The sequence below is a fragment of the Sphingomonas sp. BL-S-29 genome (assembly GCF_055521495.1).
Genome location: NZ_CM145482.1, coordinates 2,857,732 through 2,874,964 on the forward strand (window position 1 = coordinate 2,857,732; position 17,233 = coordinate 2,874,964).

21 protein-coding genes and 1 tRNA gene are annotated in these 17,233 nt (G+C 66.9%); 20 read left to right on the top strand and 2 right to left on the bottom strand.

All coding sequences use genetic code 11. The features are described from left to right. Nucleotides 1–17: 17 nt before the first annotated feature. The 10 genes from gspG (at nucleotide 18) to ACZ1I2_RS13660 (ending at nucleotide 6,594) form a co-directional block, all read left to right on the top strand. Nucleotides 18–500 (top strand): type II secretion system major pseudopilin GspG, encoded by a 483-nt coding sequence (gene gspG, locus ACZ1I2_RS13615; protein ID WP_465176882.1) that lies wholly within the window; start codon nucleotides 18–20, stop codon nucleotides 498–500. Then, nucleotides 501–1,013, top strand: coding sequence for a GspH/FimT family pseudopilin (locus tag ACZ1I2_RS13620; RefSeq protein ID WP_465176881.1), 513 nt, complete (start codon nucleotides 501–503; stop codon nucleotides 1,011–1,013). Further along, a complete protein-coding gene (gene gspI / locus ACZ1I2_RS13625) occupies nucleotides 1,013–1,420 on the top strand; it encodes a type II secretion system minor pseudopilin GspI (protein ID WP_465176880.1) in 408 nt (135 codons plus the stop codon). Before ACZ1I2_RS13620 ends, gspI begins: the two co-directional genes overlap by 1 nt. Next, on the top strand, nucleotides 1,417–2,073 hold the full coding sequence (gene gspJ, locus ACZ1I2_RS13630; protein WP_465176879.1) for a type II secretion system minor pseudopilin GspJ: 657 nt from the start codon (nucleotides 1,417–1,419) through the stop codon (nucleotides 2,071–2,073). Before gspI ends, gspJ begins: the two co-directional genes overlap by 4 nt. Beyond that, nucleotides 2,063–3,049: a type II secretion system minor pseudopilin GspK gene (gene gspK, locus ACZ1I2_RS13635; protein WP_465176878.1), complete on the top strand. Its 987-nt coding sequence runs from the start codon at nucleotides 2,063–2,065 to the stop codon at nucleotides 3,047–3,049. Before gspJ ends, gspK begins: the two co-directional genes overlap by 11 nt. Then, nucleotides 3,046–4,140 (top strand): type II secretion system protein GspL, encoded by a 1,095-nt coding sequence (gene gspL / locus ACZ1I2_RS13640; protein ID WP_465176877.1) that lies wholly within the window; start codon nucleotides 3,046–3,048, stop codon nucleotides 4,138–4,140. The genes gspK and gspL overlap by 4 nt, the downstream gene beginning before the upstream one ends. Continuing rightward, complete coding sequence (gene gspM / locus ACZ1I2_RS13645) at nucleotides 4,137–4,616, top strand: type II secretion system protein GspM (RefSeq protein ID WP_465176876.1); 480 nt, start codon at nucleotides 4,137–4,139, stop codon at nucleotides 4,614–4,616. The genes gspL and gspM overlap by 4 nt, the downstream gene beginning before the upstream one ends. Next, nucleotides 4,613–5,341 (top strand): type II secretion system protein N, encoded by a 729-nt coding sequence (locus tag ACZ1I2_RS13650; protein ID WP_465176875.1) that lies wholly within the window; start codon nucleotides 4,613–4,615, stop codon nucleotides 5,339–5,341. Before gspM ends, ACZ1I2_RS13650 begins: the two co-directional genes overlap by 4 nt. Nucleotides 5,342–5,439: 98 nt before the next feature. Continuing rightward, nucleotides 5,440–5,516: transfer RNA gene (locus ACZ1I2_RS13655), tRNA-His, on the top strand. A 25-nt stretch (nucleotides 5,517–5,541) separates the two neighbouring features. Further along, nucleotides 5,542–6,594: a Glu/Leu/Phe/Val family dehydrogenase gene (locus ACZ1I2_RS13660; protein ID WP_465176874.1), complete on the top strand. Its 1,053-nt coding sequence runs from the start codon at nucleotides 5,542–5,544 to the stop codon at nucleotides 6,592–6,594. Between the two features lie 130 nt (nucleotides 6,595–6,724). Here ACZ1I2_RS13660 and ACZ1I2_RS13665 read toward each other — a convergent pair whose 3' ends face one another. Beyond that, the gene (locus tag ACZ1I2_RS13665; protein ID WP_465176873.1) at nucleotides 6,725–7,678 is read right to left on the bottom strand and encodes an amidohydrolase family protein; all 954 of its coding nucleotides are present in this window, start codon (nucleotides 7,676–7,678) and stop codon (nucleotides 6,725–6,727) included. A 233-nt stretch (nucleotides 7,679–7,911) separates the two neighbouring features. On the opposite strand from ACZ1I2_RS13665, the gene ccmC reads away from it, so the two are divergent. The 7 genes from ccmC (at nucleotide 7,912) to ACZ1I2_RS13700 (ending at nucleotide 12,807) form a co-directional block, all read left to right on the top strand. Continuing rightward, entirely contained in the window at nucleotides 7,912–8,634 is a 723-nt protein-coding gene (gene ccmC, locus ACZ1I2_RS13670) for a heme ABC transporter permease CcmC (RefSeq protein ID WP_465176872.1), read from the top strand. Then, the gene (ccmD, locus tag ACZ1I2_RS13675; RefSeq protein ID WP_465173595.1) at nucleotides 8,631–8,738 is read left to right on the top strand and encodes a heme exporter protein CcmD; all 108 of its coding nucleotides are present in this window, start codon (nucleotides 8,631–8,633) and stop codon (nucleotides 8,736–8,738) included. The genes ccmC and ccmD overlap by 4 nt, the downstream gene beginning before the upstream one ends. Beyond that, nucleotides 8,735–9,169, top strand: a complete 435-nt coding sequence (gene ccmE, locus ACZ1I2_RS13680; RefSeq protein WP_465173594.1) for a cytochrome c maturation protein CcmE — start codon at nucleotides 8,735–8,737, stop codon at nucleotides 9,167–9,169. Before ccmD ends, ccmE begins: the two co-directional genes overlap by 4 nt. Continuing rightward, nucleotides 9,166–11,133 carry a heme lyase CcmF/NrfE family subunit gene (locus tag ACZ1I2_RS13685; protein WP_465176871.1) on the top strand — a complete coding sequence of 656 codons (1,968 nt, stop codon included), beginning with the start codon at nucleotides 9,166–9,168 and terminating at the stop codon, nucleotides 11,131–11,133. The genes ccmE and ACZ1I2_RS13685 overlap by 4 nt, the downstream gene beginning before the upstream one ends. Continuing rightward, complete coding sequence (locus ACZ1I2_RS13690) at nucleotides 11,130–11,657, top strand: redoxin family protein (protein WP_465176870.1); 528 nt, start codon at nucleotides 11,130–11,132, stop codon at nucleotides 11,655–11,657. The genes ACZ1I2_RS13685 and ACZ1I2_RS13690 overlap by 4 nt, the downstream gene beginning before the upstream one ends. A 98-nt stretch (nucleotides 11,658–11,755) precedes the next feature. Beyond that, nucleotides 11,756–12,160, top strand: coding sequence for a cytochrome c-type biogenesis protein (locus tag ACZ1I2_RS13695; RefSeq protein WP_465176869.1), 405 nt, complete (start codon nucleotides 11,756–11,758; stop codon nucleotides 12,158–12,160). Continuing rightward, the gene (locus ACZ1I2_RS13700; protein ID WP_465181463.1) at nucleotides 12,160–12,807 is read left to right on the top strand and encodes a tetratricopeptide repeat protein; all 648 of its coding nucleotides are present in this window, start codon (nucleotides 12,160–12,162) and stop codon (nucleotides 12,805–12,807) included. The genes ACZ1I2_RS13695 and ACZ1I2_RS13700 overlap by 1 nt, the downstream gene beginning before the upstream one ends. Nucleotides 12,808–12,981: 174 nt before the next feature. Here the strand turns inward: ACZ1I2_RS13700 and ald are convergent, their stop codons facing one another. Then, nucleotides 12,982–14,088: an alanine dehydrogenase gene (gene ald, locus ACZ1I2_RS13705; RefSeq protein WP_465176867.1), complete on the bottom strand. Its 1,107-nt coding sequence runs from the start codon at nucleotides 14,086–14,088 to the stop codon at nucleotides 12,982–12,984. Between the two features lie 129 nt (nucleotides 14,089–14,217). On the opposite strand from ald, the gene ACZ1I2_RS13710 reads away from it, so the two are divergent. The 3 genes from ACZ1I2_RS13710 to ACZ1I2_RS13720 all read left to right on the top strand — a co-directional run bounded on the left by ACZ1I2_RS13710 (nucleotide 14,218) and on the right by ACZ1I2_RS13720 (nucleotide 17,231). Next, the gene (locus ACZ1I2_RS13710; RefSeq protein WP_465173589.1) at nucleotides 14,218–14,658 is read left to right on the top strand and encodes an Lrp/AsnC family transcriptional regulator; all 441 of its coding nucleotides are present in this window, start codon (nucleotides 14,218–14,220) and stop codon (nucleotides 14,656–14,658) included. A gap of 198 nt (nucleotides 14,659–14,856) precedes the next feature. Then, on the top strand, nucleotides 14,857–16,725 hold the full coding sequence (locus ACZ1I2_RS13715) for a potassium transporter Kup (protein WP_465173939.1): 1,869 nt from the start codon (nucleotides 14,857–14,859) through the stop codon (nucleotides 16,723–16,725). Then, nucleotides 16,722–17,231: a 2'-5' RNA ligase family protein gene (locus tag ACZ1I2_RS13720; RefSeq protein WP_465176866.1), complete on the top strand. Its 510-nt coding sequence runs from the start codon at nucleotides 16,722–16,724 to the stop codon at nucleotides 17,229–17,231. The genes ACZ1I2_RS13715 and ACZ1I2_RS13720 overlap by 4 nt, the downstream gene beginning before the upstream one ends. Nucleotides 17,232–17,233: the final 2 nt, after the last annotated feature.

Genomic DNA, 17,233 nt, shown 5'->3' on the forward strand with positions numbered 1-17,233 from the left:
CCATGATGAGGACTGCCATGAACACCCCCCGCAAACCCACCAACCGCAAGCGCCGTCAGGAAGAGGGATTCACGCCCGTTCGGCGTTCCGCCGAACACGGCTTCACGCTCGTTGAGCTGATGGTCGTGATCGTGATCCTCGGCCTGCTCGCGACGATCGTCGCGATCAACGTCATCCCGAGCGGCGAGAAGGCCAAGGTCATCAAGGCTAGGACGGACATCTCGACGATCGAAGGTGCGCTCGACAATTACAAGCTGCAGAATGACGTCTATCCGACTACGTCGCAGGGGCTTCAGGCGCTCGTCACCGCGCCCGACGGCGCTGATCCCGCCAAATATCAGCGCGGCGGCTATATCAAGCGCCTGCCGGACGATCCCTGGGGCCGCCCCTATCTCTACGCCTCGCCGGGCCAGCATGGCGACGCCGACATCTGGACGCTCGGTGCCGACAACAAGGAAGGCGGCGAGGGCGCCGACGCCGATATCGGCAGCTGGCAGTAATTGTCGCGACCGACCGCCTTTGAACTGCGGCCCCACCGCAACGATCGCGGCTTCGAGCCGTGTCGGCGTTCCGCCGAACACGGCTTCACGCTGATCGAACTGATGATCGTCATCACGATCATCGGACTGGCCTCGGCTGCGGTGGTCTGGGCGCTGCCTGATCCGCGTGGGCGGCTGCTCGACGAGGCGACGCGCTTCGCGGCACGGACGCGCGCGGCGCAGCAATCGGCGGTTGTCGGCGCGCGGCCGGTGAGCGTGTGGGTGTCCGGCGGCGGCTATGGTTTCGACGAGCGCACGCACGGCAAATGGGTGCCCGTGGCGGAGAAGCCGCTGCGCGTGACCAGCTGGGGCAAGGGCACGCGCGCCGTGGTGACCGATACCGGCGGGCGCCAGCGCATCATGTTCGACACGACCGGCCTCGCCGATCGCCCGCTCGACGTTCGGCTGAAGCGCGACGCGGAGGAAGTATCCGTCCGCATCGCCCCCGACGGCTCGGTCAAGGTCGGCGGCTGATGAAAGTCCGGGGGTTCATTCTTCGTTGGCGTTCCGCCGAACACGGCTTCACGCTCATCGAGATGATGGTCGCGCTGGCGGTGTTCAGCCTGGCCGCGCTTGCCCTGATCCGGCTCGAGGGGGCGACGATCCGCGGCACCTCGATCCTCGATTCGACGCTGACCGCGCAGATGGTCGCGCGCAATGTCGCGATCGACGCGATGACCGACGCCAAGCCGCCCACGGTCGGCATCGCCAGGGGCGTCGAACAGAATGGCGGAAAGGCGTGGACTTGGACCCGCGAAACGCGCGCGACGGCCGATGCGCGCATCCTGCGTATCGATGTGCAGGTCGCCGACGCCGCAGGCAGCCGCCAGGGTCACCTTACCGTGGTGCGTGTCGCGACGATCGGAGGCGCGGCGTCATGAAGCGCGCTACGGAACAGGGCTTCACGCCCGTGAGGCGTTCCGCCGAACACGGCTTCACGCTTGTCGAGGTCATGATCTCGCTGATGATCTTCGGCCTGCTCGCGGCGGCGGGCGTGGCGCTGTTGTCGTTCAGCGTGCGCGCGCAGGCGGCGACCGACCGGAAACTCGACGACGTCCAGGCGCTCAACCGCCTCTCCTCGGCGCTGGCGGGCGATCTCGCCCAGGCGACCGAACGCCAGACGCGCAACGAGGCAGGCGATCTTCTGCCCGCCTTTTCTGGCGAGGCCGGATCGGGCAGCACGCCGATGCTCCGCCTCGTCCGCGCCGGCTGGAGCAACCTCGACGCCGCGCCGCGTCCGGGCGAGCAGAAGGTCGAATATCGCCTCGCCAATGGCGCGCTCGAACGTGTAGCGTATCCGATGCTCGACGGGGCGCAACCGCTTCCCGCAGCGGTGATGCTCACGCACGTCCGCCAGGTGTCGCTGCGCTATCGCATCAACGGCGCCTGGAGCGACCGCTGGCAGGGCACGCCGATCTACGCCTTGCCCCAGGCAATGGAGATGCGCGTGCTGCGCGACGACGGAGTCGAGTTCCGCCAGATGTTCCTGGTCGGCGCCGGCTATGGCAAGCGGAAGGCACCCGATGGGAGCTGAGCGCGCCTCCGAACGCGGTGCGGCGCTGCTCACGGTGCTGCTGCTCGTCGCGCTGATCGCGGTACTGGCCGGTACCGCATTGGAAAAGCTGCGCCTCGCGACAAAGCTTGGCGGCAATGCCATCGCGATGGACCAGGCCCGCGCCTATGGCCTCGCCGCCGAGACGCTGGCGCTGACCAAGGTCAGCGACCTGCTCGCGCGCGACGCCAGCCGCGTGACGCTCGCCGGCGGCTGGAGCGGCCGCGCGATCCCGCTGCCGGTGCCGGGGGGGCTCGCCACCGCCCGGGTCGTCGATGGCGGCAATTGCTTCAACCTCAACAGCCTGGTGGTCGAAACCGCGCCCAGCACCTATTCCTCCTACACGCCCGCGCGCATCCAGTTCGCCCGGCTGATCCGGCTGGTAGGCGGGCCCAGCGCCTCGGCCGAATCGATCGCCGCCGCCGCGTCGGACTGGATCGACAGCGACACCAGCCCGATCGATCTCGGCGCCGAGGATGCGAGCTATAGCGGCCAGTCGACGCCCTATCGCACCGCCAACACGCTGATGACGGATCCGAGCGAGCTGCGCGCGGTGGCAGGTGTCACACCGGCGATCTATGCAAAGCTCCAGCCTTGGCTCTGCGCGCTGCCGCTGGCCAAGCCCTCGAAGATCAACGTCAACACCTTGCTCCCGGAACAGGCGCCCTTGCTCGCGATGCTGATGCCCGACACCATGACCGTCGAGGCCGCCCGCCAGGTGCTGCTGCGCCGTCCGCCAGGTGGTTATGAAAGCCCCGCCGCTTTCTGGAAGCTGCCCTCGCTGAGCGCGATCACCCCGCCGCCTGACGCCTTTGCGCAGACCGCCGTCACGACGGGCTGGTTCGATCTGCGGGTCGATGTAACGCTTGGTGGGTCGGAACTCGAACAACATGCGCTGATCGACGCGACGGAGCTTCCCGCGCGGCTCGTCTCGCGGCACTGGGGCGAGCCGTCATGACCGAGTCGCTCACCCTCTTCCTGCCCACGGGCACCACGCCCTGGCGCTGGCTGCGCATCGCCGACGGCTCGGTCGCGGCGCGGGGCGAAGGTCTGCCCGATCTCCCCGATGCGGATGCCGCGCCGCCGATCGTGGTGGTGCCGGCGGAAGCAGTCACGCTGCACTGGGCGGAACTGCCCGATCGCTCGACTGCCCAGGCAGTCACGGCGGCGCGCATGCTGGTCAGCGACGCCAGCGCGGCGCCGATCGGCGAGCTGCATGTCGCGGTGGGCCGGGAGGGCGACAATGCCGAGCGTCCGATCGCGGTCGTCTCCGTCGCCCAGATGCGGGCATGGCTCGAAACGCTCGCCGCGCACGGCATCGATCCGGCGATGCTGGTGCCGTCGCCTATGCTGTTGCCCCGGCCGGACCAGGGATATCTTCGCGCCGATCTGGGCGGCGAGGGGGTGGTGCGCGGCCCGACCAGCGGTTTCGCCGATGAAGCGCGGCTGACGGAATTGGTCACGGGCGGCGTCGCGCCGACGGTGCTCGGCCGCGACGAACTGGAGGTCGCGATCGCCGCTGCGCTGGCCTCGCCCGCGCTCGACCTTCGCCAGGGTCCGTTCGCGCGGCGCAAGCGTTTCGCGATCGATTGGGGCCTGATCCGCCGGCTTGCCTGGCTGTCGGTCGCGATCCTCAGCGTCACGCTGCTGATCAGCCTGGTGCAGATCATGAAATACAGCTTCGCCGCCGATTCGCTAGAGCGCCAGGCCGATCTGGCCGCGCGCCAGGGCCTGCCGCGCGGCGAGACGGCCAACAATGCCGATCGCCAGCTCGATGCGCGACTGTCGGGCCTGCGCGGCGGCGGGGCAGGGTTCAGCCGCACCGCGGCCGCCGTTTACGCCGCCGTCCGGTCAGTGCCGGGCGCTGAGGTCCGCGCGGTGTCCTTCCAGGCCAATGGCGATCTGCGCGTCTCGGCCGCGACCGAGAATGAGGGTCAGGTGAACGACCTAAAATCGCGGATCGAGGCTTATGGCTTTGTCGTGAAGGCGGGCGTGTTTCAGTCCAACGCGGGCCGGGTGACGGGCGAGATGACGGTGAGTGCGCGATGACCGAGCGATTCCGCCTCTGGTTCGCCGGGCGCTCCTTGCGCGAACGACGGATGCTGCTGGTCATGGTCGCGCTGCTCGCGCTGACCATCGTCTGGGGCGGGATCATTCGCCCGGTGACGGACGGTCTGTCGTCCGCGCGGGAACGCCATACCGACGCATTGATCCGCCTTGCCGAGGCCCAGGCGCGCGTGAAGGAGCTCGAGACAGTCCAGCGCCAGCGGCCAGCACCACTCGAGGCGCAGCTCGACACCGTAATCCGCGACCGGGCGAACGAGGCTGGCTTCGCGCTGGCCAGCGTCACGCCGGACGGGCCGAATCGGGTGCAGATCACCATCGCCACCGCGCGGCCCGGGCCGCTGCTCGGGTGGGTCGCCGGCCTGGAATCGGCGGGTATCCTGGTCGACTCGCTGTCGACCACTGACAATGGCGACAAGACAGTGTCGGCGCAGCTGTCCCTGAAGGTGCGCGGGCAATGAAGCGGATCCGCCTGACGACCGGTCCCCGGGCCTTTTTCGGCGCGGCCCTGGTGATCGCGCTGATCGTCTTTCTGCCGTTGCGCCTCGCCATGGGGTGGTTCGATCTCGGCAATACCGGGCTCACCGCGCGCGAGGTCAGCGGCAGCATCTGGTACGGCACCTTGCGCGAGGCGAGCTTCGGCGGCGTCGCCCTGGGCGATCTGCGGGCGCGCCTGTCGCCGATCCAGCTGCTCGTCGGACGCGCGCGAATCGATCTCGCGGGGCCGGGCAGGGGCACGGCCCAGCCGTTCCGCGGTGCGATCGGCGTCAGCCGCCACAGCTTCGGTGTCGACGATCTCACCGCGACATTGCCGGCGGGCAATGTCTTTGCCCCGGTGCCGGTCTCCGCGCTCGATTTCGACGATGTCAGCGTGCGATTCCAGGACGGCAATTGCCAGAAGGCGGAAGGGCGGGTGCGCGCGACGATCTCGGGCGATCTGGCCGGCATAAGTCTCGGCCAGGGCATGACCGGCACCGCGCGCTGCGATGCGGGCGCGCTGCTGCTGCCGCTCGCTAGCCAGGCTGGCACGGAAACGGTCGCGCTGCGCCTCTGGAGCACCGGGCGTTTTCGGGGCGAACTGACCGTGCAGCCGCCGGCGGACCCCGCCGCGACCGAGAAGCTCGTGCTCGGCGGCTTCCAGGCAACGCCCGCGGGTTATGCGCTTTCGATCGAGGGGCGCTTCTGACGCTGGGGCGGACACAGCGGCGACGGGTGGCGCCGCGATAGGGAAAAGGCTAATCTTGACGATGCCATGTTTCGCCCGCTAGGGGCGCTGGCTCTGCGGCGATCGTAGTTCAATTGGTTAGAGCGTCGGCTTGTGATGCCGGATGTTGCGGGTTCAAGTCCCGTCGGTCGCCCCATTCTTTCATCAGCCAGGAAAATCGCGTGACCAGCGGCTGGGGCTTCCCCGATTTTGACGACCATGAGGGCGTGCACCTCTTCACCGATCCGGCTTCGGGCCTTCAGGCGGTCATTGCGATCCACTCGACGGCGCTGGGTCCTGCGGCCGGCGGCGTGCGCTTCTGGCATTATGCCGACAGCGACGGGGCGATAACCGACGCGCTGCGCCTGTCGCGCGGCATGAGCTTCAAGAACGCCATGGCCGGCCTGCCCATGGGCGGCGGCAAGGGCGTCGTGCTTGCGGCGAATCCGGGTGATTCGATCACCGTTCCCCAACTCGAGGCGTTCGGCCGCGCGGTCGACTCGCTCGGCGGCCGTTATGTGACCGCCGAGGATGTCGGCATGTCCGAAGCGAGCATGAAGACCATCGCCACGATGACGCGTCACGTCTCCGGCCTGCCGGTCGCGGCGGGTAGCGCCGGTGGTGATCCGGGACCCTTCACCGCGATGGGCGTCTATCTCGGGGTGAAGGCAGCGGCGAAGCGCGGTCTGTCGGCCGATTCGATGAAGAAGGTGCATGTCGCGATCCAGGGCGTCGGCAGCGTCGGCGGCGGCCTCGCCCGGCTGCTGGCGAAGGATGGCGCGCGCCTGACCCTCGCCGACGTCAATGCCGACAGGGCGGCGGCGTTGGCGGCCGAGCTCGGAGCCGAGACGGCGTCGGCTGACGCGATTCTCGGCATCGAGGCCGACCTGGTCAGCCCCAACGCCCTCGGTGCGATCCTGACCGCCGAATCGATCGCCGCGCTGCGCACGACGGTCGTGGCCGGCGGCGCTAACAATCAGCTCGCCACCGGGGAAGACGGCGCACGCCTCGCCGAGCGCGGCATCCTCTACGCGCCGGATTACGTCATCAACGCCGGCGGCATCATCAATGTCGGCCTCGAATATCTCGGGCACGGCGACCAGGCGGAAGTCGAAGCCCGCATCGCGTGCATTCCCGATCGCCTGATCGAAGTCTGGGACGAAAGCGACCGCACCGGCGCGCCGGCGTCCGACGTGGCGGACATGATCGCGCGGCGGTTGATCGGGCGAGGCTAAATCCCGGCCACCTCAGCACTTCTTTGCTGGGGCGGCCCGATACCGACCTTGTGTCCCCGCGAAGGCGGGGACCCAGTCTGGGCTCCCGCCTTCGCGGGAGCACAAGGGGCGATCGCGGCATGGCTTGGCCTCATGCCAATTTATAAAACCGCACCGCATTATTATAGAAGATATCCCGCTTCTGTTCCTCGCTGAGGAACGCGGCTGACTCCACCCCCTCAATGGCCAGGCCGATCGCGTCGGGCCAGTACATATGGTCGGAGCCGAACATGATGCGCTTGCCAAAGCCGGCATCGACGAATTTGCGCAGATAATCGTGGAAATGAGGGCGCGGCATGAGCCAGTCGAGCGCCCCGGTATCGATGTTCACGTTTGGGTAGAGCATCAGCATGGCCAGCGTATCGTCGAGATAGGGCCAGCCGCCATGCATCAGGTTGATCCGCAGCTTCGGATGGCGGTTGAGCGCTTCCTCGATCAGACCGGGATTGCCGAAGCGCGCCCGGGCCGGCCGGCAACAGGGATCAAAGGGCGTTCCTTCCGGCATCGTCCCGGTGTGGAGCGCCACGGGAATGTCGAACGCCTCGGCCAGCGCCAGATAGGGCTCATAGGACGGGTCGCTGAGCGACAGGCCGGCATATTGGGAGGTGACTTCGCCGAGCACGCGCAGCTTGCCTGTGGAAAAGGCGCTCCGCAACATATCGAGCGGCGGCAGCGGCGTGTCTTCCGACCCGCGTATGCCTGCCCCGGCGACGAAACGATCCGGATCGCGGTCATGCCAGTCGATCGCCGCCTGCAAGCGGTCGCCATCGCCACCGCTGACGATCCCCTTCACCACATTGTGCCGCTTCATCTCGGCGATGCACGCCGCCAGGTGACCCGCGCCGTTCCGGATCGGGCTCTTGGCGCCGGTGATCGGATTGACGATCGGGTTGGGGAACGGCGTGGTGGCCGGATAGGCATGCATATGCACGTCGATGATCGGCCGTGCCCCATTGGCATCGGAGGCGATCAGGGCGCCGGGCAGGGCGACGGAGGCGATACCAGCCCCGCTCAGTTTCAGGAAATCCCGGCGCGCGATCTGCATTCCAGTCCTCACTCGATCCTGTAGCAATGTCGGCGGTTCGATGGCCTCCGACAATCGGGAGCTATCCCGCGCATTGCCCGCGCGAAATGACCTCGGAGGTCATGTCTCCTGAAAATTAGCCTTCGATAATGCGTGCCGGGTGGCCCCCGCCGCGGATTTGCCGCCCATGCGGTGGCATCCACGCAACGCGCAGTTGAGTAGCACCCCAACTGTCTCTAGACGCGGAGGCCAACGTGCCGAGCCTCCATGCCTTCGCCAATCCCGCGCGCTTCCTGAAGCTCGCCAGGCCACTCACCCCGATCCTGTTCTGGTCGGGGCTCGTGCTGCTCGCGATCGGCCTGTGGGGCGCGCTGTTCCGTATCCCGCCCGACTATCTCCAGGGCGAGACGGTGCGGATCATGCACATCCACATCCCGACCGCGTCGCTCGGCATGGGCGCCTGGGCCGGGATCGCGCTGTCGTCGATCGTCTATCTCGTCTGGCGCCATCCGCTGGCGATGGTCGCGGCACGCGCCATCGCGCTTCCCGGCGCGGTGTTCTGCGGCCTGTGCCTCGTCACCGGATCGATCTGGGGCCGGCCGACCTGGGGCACCTGGTGGCAATGGGATGGCCGGCTGACCTCGATGCTGTTGCTGTTCTTCGTCTATCTCGGCTTCATGGCGCTGACCCGCGCCGATGCGGAGCGCGGCGGGGACGGGCGTATTCCGGCGATCTACGGCATTGCCGGGTCGGTGCTGCTGCCGATCATCCGCTATTCCGTGGTGTGGTGGAACACGCTGCATCAGGGGCAGAGCATCAGCCTGACCAAATCGACCATCGACAATTCCATCCTCTGGCCACTGCCCTTCACCTTGCTCGGCTTCTCGCTGATCTTCGCGGCGGTGGTGCTGATGCGGATGCGGACCCTTCTTGCCACGGCCAAGGCCGAGGCGCGCATGCGGCGGATGGCGGCATGAACCCCTGGCCGTTCGTTTTCGGTGCCTATGGCATCACCCTCGCCGCGGTCACCGCCCTGGTCCTGTGGAGCTGGGTCGCGATGCGACGGAGCGAACCTAAATGAAGGCCAAGCATCAACGGCTGACCCTCGCACTGCTGGCGGTCGCGGCGGTGATCGGCGCCGCGCTGCTCGCGCTGTCGGCGCTGAAGGACCAGGCCGCGTTCTTCTACGCGCCGGGAGACGTGAAGAAGGGCGAGATGCCGCTGGGCCGTGCTGTGCGGCTGGGTGGCATGGTCGAGGCAGGCTCGATCGCGAAGCTGCCCGACGGCGTCTCGATCCGTTTCGTCGTCACCGACGGCATCGCCAAGGTGCCGGTCGCGTTCAAGGGCATCGTGCCCGACCTGTTCCGCGAGAAATCGGGCGTGGTGGCGGAAGGCAGCTTCAACCCCGACGGCAGCTTCACCGCGACCAACCTGCTCGCCAAGCATGACGAGAAATACATGCCGCCCGAAATCGCAGGCAAGATGCACGAGACGAAGTCGCTCGAACAATGATCGCTGAAGCAGGCCTGGCCGCGCTCTGGTTCGCTGCCGCGCTCGCGGCGTTGCAGCTTGCGCTGGCGGCGGTGGGCGTTCGCCGCGCGATATTCTCCGGCTCGTCCAAGGCCGGCGCCGACGATGTCGCGCTGACCAACCAGATCCTCTCCGCCGTGCGCCCGGTCGCGGTAGTGCAGGGCCTGCTCGCCGGCCTGGCGCTGCTGCTGCTGATTACCGTGTTCGTCCGCTCCGACATGTCGGTGTTGCTGGTCGCCACCAACAGCCATTCGGACAAGCCGCTGCTCTACAAGATCGCCGGTGCCTGGGGGAACCATGAGGGCTCGATGCTGCTCTGGGTCACCATCCTTGGGCTAGCCGGCGGGGCGGTCGCGATCCTCGAGCATCGTCTCCAGCGTGCGACCCTGATCGCGACGCTCGGCGCGCAGGCGATGATTGCGCTGGGTTTCTATGCGTTTCTGCTATTTTCCTCCAATCCGTTCGCAAGGCTGTATCCGGCGCCGGTCGACGGCAACGGGCTCAACCCGCTGCTGCAGGACCCGGGCCTGGCCTTCCATCCGCCGACGCTCTACATCGGTTATGTCGGAATCTCGGTCGCTTTCTCCTTCGCGGTCGGCGCGCTGGTGACGCGCGATGTCGGGCCTGCTTTCGCCCGCGCGATGCGTCCCTGGGTGCTCGGCGCCTGGATCTTCCTGACTCTCGGCATCACCGCAGGCAGCTATTGGGCTTATTATGAGCTCGGCTGGGGCGGCTGGTGGTTCTGGGACCCGGTCGAGAATGCCTCGCTGATGCCGTGGCTCGCCGCGACCGCGTTGCTTCATTCGGTGACGGTGCTGGCCACGCGCGACGGTCTGCGCGCCTGGACGGTGATGCTGGCGGTGGTCGCTTTCTCCATGTCGATGATCGGCACTTTCCTGGTGCGCTCGGGCATTCTGACCAGCGTCCATGCCTTTGCGGTCGACCCCAAGCGCGGCGCGTTCATCCTCGTGCTGCTCGCGCTCTATATCGGCGGCGCGCTGTTGCTGTTCGCGGCGCGGGTCGGCACGGTGCGCCAGGGCAATACCTTCGAGCCGGTCAGCCGCGAAGGCGCGCTGGTCGCGAACAATCTGCTGCTGAGCGTTGTCTTGGGCATCGTGCTGATCGGCACACTCTATCCGATCGTCGCCGCGGGCATGGGCGTGCAGCTCTCCGTCGGCCCGCCCTTTTTCGACAAGACCGCCGGGCCGATCGCGCTGATCCTGGTCGCGATCATGGGGGCGGGGCCGCTGATGCGCTGGCGTCGCGACGAGCCCAATGCCGTGCTCGGTCGCATGACCGTGCCCGTCGCGGCTACCGGTATCACCTTTGCGGCCTTTGCGGCGCTCGGCGGCGGGATCGGCATTCTGCCGCTGCTCGGCCTGTCGCTCGCGGTCGGGGCCGGCACCGCGAGCGTCGCGCCGTTGTGGAAACGCAATCTGCGGCGCACGCCGCTGTTCACCTGGGGGATGGTGATCGCGCATCTCGGCATCGCGGTGAGCCTCGCCGGCATGGCGTCGGACAGTGCCTTCACCAAACAGACGCTCGTCGCGGCGCGGATCGGCGAGCCGCAGCGCGTCGGCCCGTTCACGGTCACGCTCGACCATATCCGGCCGGTGATCGGCCCGAACTGGTCGGCGCTCGAAGCGACGCTGACCGTGCGGCGCGGTGACGGCACGGCCTTCACCCTGCGCCCGCAGTCGCGCTTTTTCGCCTCGCCGCCGACCGTGACCAGCGAATCCGCCATCGCGACGAAGATCGACGGCCAGCTCTATACCGTGCTGGGCCAGGAGGACGAGCAGGGCCGCTGGCAGCTCCGCCTGTGGTGGAAGCCGTTCGTCACGCTGATATGGTTTGGCGGCGCGCTGATCGCGCTCGGCGGGGCATTGTCGCTGCTCGGTCGCCTGCGCCGTGAGCGCCGCGTCGTGGCGCGGGAGGAGGAGGCATGAAGCGGATGCTGCTCTGGGTGCCGTTCGGGGCATTCGCCCTGTTGTTCGCGGTGGTGGCAAGCGGGCTGATCGCGCCGGCCGATCGCACGGTGAAATCCGCGATGGTGGGCAAACCCCTGCCGAAATTCACGCTACCGGCGATCATCGAGACCAAGCCCGGCCTCGGCACCGAGACCTTCCAGCAGGGCAAGCCGCGCCTGCTCAACGTCTTTGCCAGCTGGTGCGTGCCGTGCATCGCCGAAGCGCCGAACCTGATGCGGCTGAAGGCGATGGGCGTGCCGATCGACGCCATCGCCATTCGCGATACCGGGCCGGCGATCCGCGGCTTCCTTCAGCGCAACGGCGATCCTTATGAGCGCATCGGCGACGACAAGGTCAGCGCGGTACAGCTTTCGCTCGGCTCGTCTGGCGTGCCCGAAACCTTCGTGGTCGACGGCCAGGGGCGGATTGTGAAGCAGCATATCGGCGACATCCGCGCCGAGGACATTCCCGCGATTCTCGAAGCCCTGCAGGCGGCGAAATGACGCCAACTCACAGCCGTCATGCCGGACGTGTTCCGGCATCCATCGAGCCGCAAACGCTGCTGCGTGTGCGGAAGCGTGGACCCCGGAACACGTCTGGCGTGACGGCAGGTTTGTTGGGATTGCTGCTCCTCGCAGCCCCGCTCCAGGCCGACAGCGGCCTCCCACCCGCCGCGCTTGCCAATACGCAGCTCCGCGATCCGGCGAAGGAGGCAAAGGCGCAGGCGCTGATGATAACCCTGCGCTGCCTCGTCTGCCAGGGCCAGTCGATCGCGGACAGCGATGCGGACATGGCAGGCGACATGCGCGCTTTGGTGCGCCAGCGTATCCAGGCCGGAGAAAGCCCGGATTCGGTGCGGCGCTGGCTGATCGAACGCTATGGCGACTATGTAACCTACGACCCGCCGTTCAATGGCGTGACGGCGGGCCTGTGGCTGGCGCCGCTCGCAATGCTCGCCATCGGGGCGTGGCTCGCGCGCGGCAGCTTCAAGAGGAAACGGCGCTGATGGGCTGGATCATGCTCGCCCTGATCGGCTTGGGCTCGGCGGCCGTGCTGTGGTTCGCCGGCGTCGCACGATCGCTCTGGACCTTTGTCGGCGCGGCGATGATGCTGGGCGCGGCCGGTTATGCGCTGCAGGGCGATCCGGTGCTGCCGGGCCATCCGGTCGCGGCCAATGCCGAGCCGATCGAGGTCGATACCGCCCTGACCGAGCTGCGCGATTCGATGCTGGGGCGCTATACCGCCGAGGGTGCCTATCTGATCGCCGCTGACGGCGTGACGCGCACTGGCGATACCCGAAGCGCGGTCCAGGCGGTGCTCGGCGGAATCAACAAATATCCCCGCAGCCTGGCGCTGTGGACCGGGCTCGGCTCAGCGCTGTCGGTGCACGACAATGTCGTGTCGCCCGCCGCACTCTACGCCTTCCGGCACGCCGCCGGGCTCAATCCAAAGCACCCGGCGCCGCCCTATTTCCTTGGCCTCGCCTATATTCGGGCCGGCGAATATGCGGTGGCGCGGCCCTATTGGGCGAAGGCGCTGGAGCTGTCGCCGCCCGAACAGCCCTATCGCAAGGAGATCGAGGCTCAGCTCACGCGGCTCGATGCCTTCCTCACCATGGCCGAGCGCGGCCAGCTTCAGGCGCCCGCCAACTGATCGCTGCGTCTGGTAGGTTTGTTAAGCAACATATTGTAATATAGAAATAATTTTACGTATCTGACTTGGCCCTCGGACGAGAAGATATGGGACAAGCTGGTGTCCCATATCTCCCTCGATTCAAGATAGCCGATACGGGCCGTACCCAGTTGCGATGTCGTCCGTAAAAGCCTGTCAGCCCTGCCATGCCTCGAACGGCAGATCGAGCGCGTCGGCGACGGCCTGATGGCGGATCTTGCCGCCCGACACGTTCAGGCCATTGGCGAGATGCGGATCGGCCTTCATCGCTGCCTCGGCGCCGAGCCTGGCGAGCTTCATCACGAAGGGCAAGGTCGCGTTGTTGAGCGCGAAGGCCGAGGTGCGGGCGACCGCGCCCGGCATGTTGGCGACGCAATAATGGATCACGCCGTCGACCTCGAACACCGGGTCCTCGTGCGTGGTGGCATGCGAGGTCTCGAAGCAGCCGCCCTGGTCGATCGCGATGTCGACCAGCACCGAACCGCGCTTCATCGTCTTGAGCATCTCGCGGGTGACCAGCTTCGGCGCCGCGGCACCCGGCACCAGCACCGCGCCGATCACGAGATGCGCGTTCTTCACCGCCGCAGCGATCGCCGCCTTCGAGGCATAAGCCGTCTTGATCTGGCTGCCGAAGAACATGTCCAGCTCGGCCAGCCTGGCGTTGGAGATGTCGTAGATCGTCACATCCGCGCGCATGCCGACCGCCATCTGCGCCGCATTCACGCCCGAGACGCCGCCGCCCAGGATCGCGACCCGCGCCGGCGCCACGCCGGGCACGCCGCCGAGCAGCACGCCGCGACCGCCCTGTTCCTTCTCCAGATAATGCGCGCCGACCTGGATCGACATGCGGCCGGCCACTTCCGACATCGGTTTGAGCAGCGGAAGGGAACGGTCGTTCGCCGTCACCGTTTCATAAGCGATGCAGGTCGCGCCGGACTTCATCAGGCCCTCGGCCTGCGGCTTGTCGGCGGCGAGATGGAGATAGGTGAAGAGCAGATGACGCGGCTCCAGCATCGCCACTTCGCCCGGCTGGGGCTCCTTGACCTTCACGATCATGTCGGATTGCGCAAAGACGCTCGCCGCATCGGGCAGGATCGTCGCGCCCGCCGCGACATAGTCGGCATCCTCGAAATCGATGCCGAGGCCCGCGCCGGTCTGGACGAACAGCTCGTGCCCGGCCTCGGTCAGCTCGGCGACCGACGGCGGGGTGAGACCGACTCGGTACTCGTGGTTCTTGATTTCCCTGGGAACACCGATGCGCATGAAAGCTCTCCTGGATTTTGCCTGCATATACACCAGCGGGGCCGGGAAGTGCTTGCAATCTGCTGGTCGGCTGGCCCCGAGTTGCAATCGCATTGCGTATATGCCGCGATTGGCGCAATGGATTCCCGCATGGACAGCATAGATCGCAAGATCATCGCACAGCTTGGCGAGGAGTCGGGTATCACCAGCGAGGAGCTGGGCGAGCGAGTAGGCCTCTCTCCCTCGGCCGCGCATCGCCGGGTGAAGACACTGGAACAACTGGGGTTGATCCAGGGTTATCGCGCCCGGCTGTCGCGTGCCGCGCGCGGCAATCCATCGACGGTGTTCGTCTCGGTCACGCTCACCGACCAGCGTCAGGCGACGATGATGGCGTTCGAGCACGCGCTGTCATCGACCGCGCAGGTCAGCGAGGCGCATCTGATGAGCGGCGAATCCGATTATCTGCTCAAGGTGCTCGTCCGCGAAGATGACAGCTATGAGCGGATTCACCGCGAAGTCCTGTCGGTGCTGCCGGGCGTCCACCGACTCGTCACGCAGTTCACCATCCGCACCCTGGCGACGGAGGAATAGGATGCGCCCCAGCCCCAATCTGGGTGGCGTTGCCGGGGCATTGGCCCCGTGCTACTGCGCCGCCTCTTCGAACGCAGGGGCGCAGTTCGTTTCACCCATGACCTATGTATTTGAAAACCGGGCAAGATTGTCCCGCCCGTGAGCAGTGACTCGCCCAGCGTGGACGAGTCCGCGCCCGCGGAGGCCACGGCATCCGCCATTCATCATCATAAAGACGGGCTCGCCAAGCTCGCGCTCGGCGCGATCGGCGTCGTTTTCGGCGACATCGGCACCAGTCCGCTCTACGCCTTTCGCGAGACCTTTGCCGGTCACCACAAGCTGGCGCTCGATCCCGCGCACATCTGGGGCGTCGTCAGCCTGATGTTCTGGTCGATGACGGTCGTGGTGACGTTCAAATATGTCTCGATCATCATGCGCGCGGACAACAAGGGCGAGGGCGGCAGCCTGGCGCTGCTCGCGCTGATCAACGGACAGACCAAGACCCGGCGCTGGTCGAACGGCATCATCCTGCTAGGCGTGTTCGCGACGGCTTTGTTCTACGGCGACTCGATGATCACCCCGGCGGTGTCGGTGCTGTCGGCCGTCGAGGGGCTGGCTGTTGCGGCGCCTGCGTTCGGCAGCCTGGTGATCCCGATCGCGGTGCTGATCATCATCGGCCTGTTCATGATCCAGCGTAACGGCACGTCGCGCGTGGGGCTGTTCTTCGGGCCGATCATGCTGGTCTATTTCGCGGTGATCGCGACGCTGGGCCTGCTGAGCATCGTCCACACGCCCGCGATCCTCTGGGCTTTCTCGCCGCATTATGCGGTCGAGTTCTTCATGCTCGATCCGATCCGCGCCTTCCTCGCGCTCGGCTCGGTCGTGCTCGCAGTGACGGGTGCCGAGGCGCTTTATGCGGACATGGGGCATTTCGGGCGCAACCCGATCCGCGTGTCCTGGCTGTTCTTCGTGCTGCCGGCGCTGATGCTGAACTATATGGGGCAGGGCGCGCTGCTCTTTCGCGAAGGCGATCACGCTTTGCGCAGCCCGTTCTACATGCTGGCGCCCGAGCATCTGCAGCTCCCGCTGGTCGTGCTCGCCACGGCGGCGGCGGTGATCGCGAGCCAGGCGGTTATCTCGGGCGCCTTCTCGGTGACTCAGCAGGCGATCCAGCTCGGCTTCATCCCGCGTCTCCGCATCGAACATACCAATGCCGCGACCGCGGGGCAGATTTATATCCCGCTGGTCAACTGGGCGTTGCTGGTGATGGTGCTGCTGCTGGTGATGTTCTTCCGTACCTCGTCCAACCTCACCTCGGCCTATGGCATCGCGGTGACCGGGGCGATGCTGATCGACACCTGCCTGCTCTCGGTCGTGCTGTTCCGGCTGTGGCATTGGCCGAAATATTACGCGATTCCGCTGCTCGCGGTCTTCTTCCTGGTCGACGGTGCCTATTTCGCCGCGAACCTGACCAAGGTGCCCTCGGGCGGCTGGTTCCCGCTACTGGTCGGCTTCATCATCTTCACCTTCCTGACGACCTGGTCGAAGGGGCGGCAGCTGATGATCGACCGGATGCGCGAGGCGGCGATGCCGATCAAGGTGTTCATCCAGTCTGCCGCGACCTCGGCGACTCGGGTGCCGGGCACGGCGGTATTCATGACCTCCTCGCCCGAGGGCGTGCCGCATGCGCTGCTGCACAACCTCAAGCACAACAAGGTGCTGCATGAGCGGGTGATCCTGCTCACGGTGAAGATCATGGACGCGCCCTATCTGCCCGAATCGGAGCGCTTCATGCTCGAGAATCTGGGGGACGGTTTCCACCGCATGATCCTGCGCTACGGCTTCATTGAGGAGCCTGACGTGCCGGTCGCGCTCTCCCGAGTGCATCAATGTGGCGCCGATTTCCGTATGATGGACACCAGCTTCTTCCTCGCACGGCAGACGCTGTTGCCCTCGGCGCGGCCGGGCATGATGATCTGGCGCGAGAAGCTGTTCGCCTGGATGCTCCGCAACGCGGAAAGCGCGATGGAATTCTTCCGCCTGCCGACCAACCGCGTGGTCGAACTCGGCAGCCAGCTCGAGATTTGAGCGAGGCCGCGCCGATTATCGTGACGGCTTTGCTCGGCAAGGCCGATGCGGCGTGGCTCGATGGCCTGCGCCGCGCGCATTTCCCGCCGGAGCGGAATCAGTTGGAGGCGCATCTCACGATGTTCCACCACCTCGCGCCCTCGCTCGAGGCCGAGCTGAAGCACCGGCTGGCCGGCGAGACTCGCGGCGTGAAGTCGCCCCAGGCATGGGCGGCTGGCCTGGTCTCGCTTGGCGGCGGCGTCGCCTTCCGGATCGAGAGCCCTGAACTGGCCGATATCCGCGACCGGCTGGCCGAGGCATTCGCGCCGATGCTGATGCCGCAGGACCGCGCCGGCTGGCGCCCGCATGTGACGATCCAGAACAAGGTGCCGCCACAGCAGGCCAGAGCGTTGCTGCGGGTGCTGGAGGCCGATTTCCGGCCGCGGCCGGTCGTGATCGCGGGGCTGGCGAGCTGGTGGTATCGCGGCGGACCATGGGCGCCGCTGTCGCGTCACATGTTCGCTTGACC

Coding starts and splice junctions, on each gene's coding strand:
- gspG (WP_465176882.1), top strand. CDS start 18: ATGAACACCCCCCGCAAACCCACCAACCGCAAGCGCCGTCAGGAAGAG.
- gspI (WP_465176880.1), top strand. CDS start 1,013: ATGAAAGTCCGGGGGTTCATTCTTCGTTGGCGTTCCGCCGAACACGGC.
- gspJ (WP_465176879.1), top strand. CDS start 1,417: ATGAAGCGCGCTACGGAACAGGGCTTCACGCCCGTGAGGCGTTCCGCC.
- gspK (WP_465176878.1), top strand. CDS start 2,063: ATGGGAGCTGAGCGCGCCTCCGAACGCGGTGCGGCGCTGCTCACGGTG.
- gspL (WP_465176877.1), top strand. CDS start 3,046: ATGACCGAGTCGCTCACCCTCTTCCTGCCCACGGGCACCACGCCCTGG.
- gspM (WP_465176876.1), top strand. CDS start 4,137: ATGACCGAGCGATTCCGCCTCTGGTTCGCCGGGCGCTCCTTGCGCGAA.
- ACZ1I2_RS13650 (WP_465176875.1), top strand. CDS start 4,613: ATGAAGCGGATCCGCCTGACGACCGGTCCCCGGGCCTTTTTCGGCGCG.
- ACZ1I2_RS13665 (WP_465176873.1), bottom strand. CDS start 7,678: ATGCAGATCGCGCGCCGGGATTTCCTGAAACTGAGCGGGGCTGGTATC.
- ccmD (WP_465173595.1), top strand. CDS start 8,631: ATGAACCCCTGGCCGTTCGTTTTCGGTGCCTATGGCATCACCCTCGCC.
- ccmE (WP_465173594.1), top strand. CDS start 8,735: ATGAAGGCCAAGCATCAACGGCTGACCCTCGCACTGCTGGCGGTCGCG.
- ACZ1I2_RS13685 (WP_465176871.1), top strand. CDS start 9,166: ATGATCGCTGAAGCAGGCCTGGCCGCGCTCTGGTTCGCTGCCGCGCTC.
- ACZ1I2_RS13690 (WP_465176870.1), top strand. CDS start 11,130: ATGAAGCGGATGCTGCTCTGGGTGCCGTTCGGGGCATTCGCCCTGTTG.
- ACZ1I2_RS13700 (WP_465181463.1), top strand. CDS start 12,160: ATGGGCTGGATCATGCTCGCCCTGATCGGCTTGGGCTCGGCGGCCGTG.
- ald (WP_465176867.1), bottom strand. CDS start 14,088: ATGCGCATCGGTGTTCCCAGGGAAATCAAGAACCACGAGTACCGAGTC.
- ACZ1I2_RS13710 (WP_465173589.1), top strand. CDS start 14,218: ATGGACAGCATAGATCGCAAGATCATCGCACAGCTTGGCGAGGAGTCG.